Source organism: uncultured Paraglaciecola sp., from assembly GCF_913058035.1.
GTDB lineage: Bacteria > Pseudomonadota > Gammaproteobacteria > Enterobacterales > Alteromonadaceae > Paraglaciecola.
Genome location: NZ_CAJXPA010000226.1, coordinates 1 through 5599, shown reverse-complemented (window position 1 = coordinate 5599; position 5599 = coordinate 1). Strand labels below are relative to the sequence as shown.

General features: G+C 36.5%; 5 protein-coding genes and 1 pseudogene. 3 read left to right on the top strand and 3 right to left on the bottom strand.

Translation table 11 applies throughout. The features are described from left to right. Nucleotides 1-1010: 1010 nt before the first annotated feature. The gene (locus QZ562_RS19000; protein WP_293763741.1) at nt 1011-1655 is read right to left on the bottom strand and encodes an acetoacetate decarboxylase family protein; all 645 of its coding nucleotides are present in this window, start codon (nt 1653-1655) and stop codon (nt 1011-1013) included. A 257-nt stretch (nt 1656-1912) separates the two neighbouring features. Here QZ562_RS19000 and QZ562_RS18995 point away from each other — a divergent pair. From QZ562_RS18995 to QZ562_RS18985, 3 genes and pseudogenes are all read left to right on the top strand, one after another. After that, nucleotides 1913-2323 (top strand): annotated as a pseudogene (locus tag QZ562_RS18995) (aminotransferase class V-fold PLP-dependent enzyme). A 319-nt stretch (nt 2324-2642) separates the two neighbouring features. Further along, complete coding sequence (locus QZ562_RS18990) at nt 2643-3191, top strand: chemotaxis protein CheD (RefSeq protein ID WP_293763738.1); 549 nt, start codon at nt 2643-2645, stop codon at nt 3189-3191. A gap of 247 nt (nt 3192-3438) precedes the next feature. Beyond that, the gene (locus QZ562_RS18985) at nt 3439-3585 is read left to right on the top strand and encodes a hypothetical protein (RefSeq protein ID WP_293763735.1); all 147 of its coding nucleotides are present in this window, start codon (nt 3439-3441) and stop codon (nt 3583-3585) included. A 940-nt stretch (nt 3586-4525) separates the two neighbouring features. Here the strand turns inward: QZ562_RS18985 and QZ562_RS18980 are convergent. Then, nucleotides 4526-4837, bottom strand: coding sequence for a response regulator (locus QZ562_RS18980; protein WP_293763744.1), 312 nt, complete (start codon nt 4835-4837; stop codon nt 4526-4528). Beyond that, nucleotides 4779-5057 (bottom strand): type IV pili methyl-accepting chemotaxis transducer N-terminal domain-containing protein, encoded by a 279-nt coding sequence (locus QZ562_RS21370; RefSeq protein WP_363315381.1) that lies wholly within the window; start codon nt 5055-5057, stop codon nt 4779-4781. Before QZ562_RS21370 ends, QZ562_RS18980 begins: the two co-directional genes overlap by 59 nt. Between the last annotated feature and the right edge of the window lie 542 nt (nt 5058-5599).

The window sequence follows — 5599 nt, the reverse complement described above, 5'->3', positions numbered from 1 at the left end:
ATATAATTCAGTGTGTAAAAAATATAGACACAAACATAAAAATTGAAAGAATTAGAGAAATCGTTACCACAATTCTGAAATAGGTGGTGAAGCGTGTCGACCAACAATACAGGTTACCCTATACCGATGGGTATGATCTACATGATGTGTTTACCGAACTCAGTAAACAGTTCTTTACTAAAAAGTTGATTTTTTTGACTCTAATGAATGCTTGGAATATGTGCAGAGACTGCTCCAAAAAGTTTATTAGCATGCACGGCACAAAATAACATTCAAGATCTTGTTGATAGCAGTCTATTGGCTTGAGACTTATCAGTTTATTCATTTTATAAGTGATTCGGTTCTCATTTAGATGTTTTTGGGCTTTTATTTTCAAATATATGCTCAGCAAAAAAGATAGCCACTGCGAAGCTAACCAAAAAAGTCTAAATATAAAAGAAGGCTAGGTCCTAGTTTTACTCTTTTCTAATACCTAAAAAATACTGCGTGCAACTTTTTCAGTCGTTTGACTTGGAAATTGGGTCTTACTGCCGGCAGAGTGTAAGAATTCTGTTGCGAGTCGCAATGGTTTAAGCTAGGTCAATTTCACGCTTTACAGTGGATTCCCATTTCTGTGTTTCGGCAAAACAATGTAACATTGCTTTTTGTCGCTGAATACAAGGCATACCCTGGAAGTCCCAAGTGAACCATTGCAGGTGGAGTCATAATAATACAAAAAAGATGATTTTTATTTAATTGCTTTATCTTTCGCCAACTATATATTGGCGATAATGTACTCAGGGAAAATATTTTTTCATTTCTATGCAAATCAGGCTCAGCTTGTAACGATAGATTACTCGGAGTAAGTAAAACCTGCATTTGCAAAAAATAAGTCACAACTAACCTAACGCAATACTATTTTTGTAAAAAGATAATCTTTCCAGTTTGAGTAGATAAGTCTATGCCCGAAATTGCAGCAGCAGCAATAATAGTATGTTGATTACGTCTCATTTTACTACTTTACCTTTACACTATTCTTCTTGAATCGCTTTAGGAAAAAGCATCGAGAACCCGTCAATAATAGATGCAGCCAAAATAGTTTGGTTGCTCAGATCTGGAAAACCTTGTCCATCTTCATTATCGCAGCCGCTTAAATTAATGATAGTAGCAAATTTTGCTTGGCCTTTAGCTTTTGGCTTTGTCCAAAGGTGGTGATTATTCCATTTCTGATAAAGTGTGTTGGGTAGCATAGCTTCAATAATAGGAATGGAGGGGCCTAATCTTTTAGCTTTAAACGTAAAACAGGAATGACCTTCATGTTTGATAGCGACTTGAATTGTTTTTCCGTCGTCTTGCCAATCAAATTGAGCCATTTTCTTAGGAATACCCCAATTCTTTTGCCCTGCCTGCATACTATTTTCAGAATCAACAAATATATGACTAATTGATAAGTGTTTACCTTTTGGATTTTTCAAGGTGCCCGGAATAAATAAAATTTCGTAGTAAGACCCAACGGGTGATGTTTGGTAATTAACCAAACAAAGAGAGGCAATTATCCCTTTATAGTCAGAAAACCCGTAACGCGCTTTCCATGATTTTGATAATTTCATGACTAAAACCACTCCATTACCTGTCAGCTGCCAAGGTGCAGGATAATTGTGCTCTTTCTCTAACATCACTAATTCCTCGATCTTCGTGCCATGAAATATAACAGATAGAGAGTGCTTTTGAAATTTTGTATTTATTAATTAATTTTGTTGATTCATGTCAATATTTTTTTGCCAAATTGTTAAGAAATGATTCCTTTGAGATGACTGTAGATGTTTATGTGATATGTCATTTTGCTGCAGCTAATTGAGGTTTTACACTTTAATTACGTTGCTTAATGTAACTTAAGTATGTTGCTAATCTGCTTCATATTGACAACAATAATGTGCCAAGATCACTGTGTTTAATAAAATTAATAATATCCAATACTTTACGTCAGCATCTTCCATTTTTTAGCCATGCCAGTGCACAGAACGATTTATATTTGGACAGCGCAGTTACCAGTCAAAAATTACATTCGGTCATCGATATTACACAACAGCACTACAAAGCGAGAACTGTAAATGTTCATCGCTCTGGTCATGAGTTGACGGACAGTGTCAAAGAATAATATGAACAGTCGCGCAAGAATATCCAACACTTTGTTGGTACTAACAATCATAAATAAATAGTCTGGACTAAAGATGCTACCCAGAGCATTAACCATGTTGATGTCAGTTTGGGAAAAAGTTATTTCAAAACGGGTAATAATATTCTTGTCTCAGCCCTAGAGCATCACGCAAATATTGTACCTTAGCAGCACATAGCCCAAAGGCATGATATTCAGGTAATGCCAGTTGATGCAAATGGTGTATTAAAGTTAGAGGAATCATTACAATTAATTTCTTCAGTAAAAAAGGTTGAGTAATAACGATAGTTCGCCGACAGTCGGGACATTATTGATATAAAAGGGATGCCGACATACAAAATATGAGGAAAAATGTATCGTCATTTTAGGAAAAATGACAATACATTTTTCCTAAACTCCAAAAGGAGTTTATCCTTCAGGTACATGAAGAGATTAAAGGCAGTATTACCAATTGTATAAATTAATAAAAAAGACTTAGGATGATATTATGAAGATTATTGGTACAACAAATACTGTCAGTTCCCAAGATGAAATCAACAGTCGTTTTCTTCTTCCCGGAGAGTTTTTTTTTGGTGGTTCTAAATGTCAAATTCATACATTACTGGGTTCGTGTATTGCCATTACGCTTTGGCATCCTAAGCTTAAAATAGGTGGGATGTGCCACTTTGTCCTTCCATCTAGAAGAAATTCAAATGAAATTTTTCCTGCTGGATATGATTATGATGGTAGTTATTGTGATGAAGTGATGATGCTTTTCGAAAGAGAGGCTTTGCAACGAGGAACCAATCTTAAGGACTATGTGGCGAAGATATTTGGCGGTAGTAATATGTTGTCAAACTCAACGTTACATGAAGACGCTTCGATTGGCACCCAAAATACTAAGGCTGCAGTTAATCATCTAGCTGAAAGGGGAGTCTCGCTATTGATAGCACATGTTGGCGAGAAGGGGCATCGTCGGATAGCCTTTGATCTAGAGACGGGTGATGTTTGGGTAAAACATGCATCATTGCAGAAGTTTATCCCAGATAAGCTCTAGCTCATTTAAATACACAAGAATAAATAATTATTAAGGTGTCGAAATTGATGGTGCCTCTTCAGTATAAAAGTAAACTGATTGCTCAATTAATGCCAGAATTTACGCCGGTTACTTCAACACTATGGGTTTTGCACATAGTTTAAAACTTTTATTCTGATTGCAATTTAACCGATTTGGGAAAGCGCATTGTAAATTGCTCTATAACCGAGGCACGATAATAGTTTGGTTGCTTAGATTAGGGAGTCCAATGTTTTTGTCATTCATGAAGCCACCTATTGACAGAACTGGTGCATATTTAGCTCTACCTTTTGCTTTATTTAAACTTGGTCCAATGGTGCTTTTTGTCACGGTATTAAAAGAGATTGGTTGGCAGCATCGCTTCATATATGGGTAATATAGGGACTTTTTTTGACCTGACCTGAAAAACAATTGAGACCTTGATGCTCAATCTATATATTTATAATTTTACCATCATCTTGCCAGTTAAAAGTTACCATTATTTTGGTATTCCCCATTTCATCTGGCCACCGATCTTACTTTGTTCTGAGTCGAAAAATTCGGTCAACTAAAAGATGCTTCCCTTTTGGGTTCGTCAGTGTGCTGGGAATAGAGAGTATTCCTTAGTAAGATCCAACCTGAAACGTTTGATAATTAACAAAACATAATGAAGCAATTAAACCTTTATAGTCGCTAATTCCATGTCGAATTTTCCAAGTCTTGATCTTATAGTCAATACAACACAATTACTGGTTAGTTGCTAAAGTGCCGGGAAATCATGGTCTTTTTTAGTCATAAAGGTTTCTTCTTTGCAAGTATAAGAGACATGTCAGGTTGAGTACGATTGTAATACTGCATTTTATTGCACAATTTAAATACGTTTAAAAAATAAAATTTCATACCTGATCTAACTAATTAGCATCAGAATTTACTTGGGCTGCAATCATGAAGCAAACTACTTGACCAAGTTCGTTGAAACCTCCTCAACATGTCATTTGCAGACTTTCGAAGACTGTGAAGCTTGCTGCAAGCACACCATTAAATCTATTAAGGTTGACGCAAAGCTTGGTTATCGGTATAGCTAAACGGCATGCAAAATCAAGCGGCTCAAAGAGCACACTACTGCGCCGGTCATTGGTAATGCCGTTACGATAAGATGTTTTGAGTGGGTAACGAACCTTGCCGTAAGTTTTTATTGCTATGCATTTTTCTGATAGAAGTTCTTAGATGTTTCGGAAGCTAAGTGTAAATTTACGATAAAACCAATTTGTTGTTGATAGCGATATTCGGAATAAACATTGGTATTTTTAATGCCCAGATTGTCGCATATATCTGAATTATCTCGGTAATTTGACATTACCTAGGTCACTGTCCGAGGCTAAACTATGGATTGCCGCAATTAAAGTTTTCTTGCCAATTGGCTTGGTCAGTACTTGATCCATGCTTGCGTCTAGACATAACTCATGGTCAGAAATAAGCGAATTGGCTGTTAATTCAACAATTGGAATTGTCAGTTGCATTTCTTTTAGAATATAACGTGTTGTCGTCACGCCATCCATTGTAGGCATCTGCATATCCATCAATATCACCTCACGGTGGATTGTGCTGTTTTTCAGCCAATATATGATTTGATGGCAATCGGACGTTATTACAACTTGTAAATAACATCAATTTGACCGTCTTATCAATTCGATAGGATAGCAGCGCGATCCGTTGGCTTAACATCTGCTGTTGACCAGCTTTATTAATAACTTGCGTGTCTTGGCCCTGTTGGTTTATGGTTTTCGACAACCAAAACCAAAAGAAGGTAATTAAAATTGCCAACAAAAATATGCCTAATAAAAATCTGAAGCGTATCAACAGAATCATATTGCAACGTTAACTCTAGTGCAAACAATACGGGGATGTGCCTTAACTTTAGCAAGTAATGTAGAAATAACAAAACCTTGTTTATGCTAATACAAAACAAGCACCTCACACTGTCTGCTGAACGCTCTTTTTCGCCGTTCACTAAAACGAATCACACTATAAGCTCGTTAACTGATGCTTGACCAGAAAGTTTGTGCCAACAGCATTAGTTGAACTTTTGATCAATCAACGTCACTGCCCCTATTGATTTGTTCTTGTCTATTTTAACGAACCTGCCCTGTGGTATACCCACGAATAATTCATATAAATCAGTAAAATAAGTAAAAGAGGAAGGGAACATTCACGGCATTGGGTGTTCAGATCAATCACCAAACATCACTGATAAGGTCATGCCATGAATGTAAATCGTATTGTGAACAAGCCTATCTGAGGTGGCGCTCTACATTGTGAGGCCAATAATTCGACGATTTCGTCATTTTTTGTATTCAGATGTGTGAGTGTTTTTTGGATCACTAACGGATGTTCATTAGACACATCGCGGT

Excerpts from the sequence above, each read along its gene's own strand:
- QZ562_RS18990 (WP_293763738.1), top strand. The coding sequence starts at position 2,643 with ATGAAGATTATTGGTACAACAAATACTGTCAGTTCCCAAGATGAAATC.
- QZ562_RS19000 (WP_293763741.1), bottom strand. The coding sequence starts at position 1,655 with ATGTTAGAGAAAGAGCACAATTATCCTGCACCTTGGCAGCTGACAGGT.
- QZ562_RS21370 (WP_363315381.1), bottom strand. The coding sequence starts at position 5,057 with ATGATTCTGTTGATACGCTTCAGATTTTTATTAGGCATATTTTTGTTG.
- QZ562_RS18985 (WP_293763735.1), top strand. The coding sequence starts at position 3,439 with ATGTTTTTGTCATTCATGAAGCCACCTATTGACAGAACTGGTGCATAT.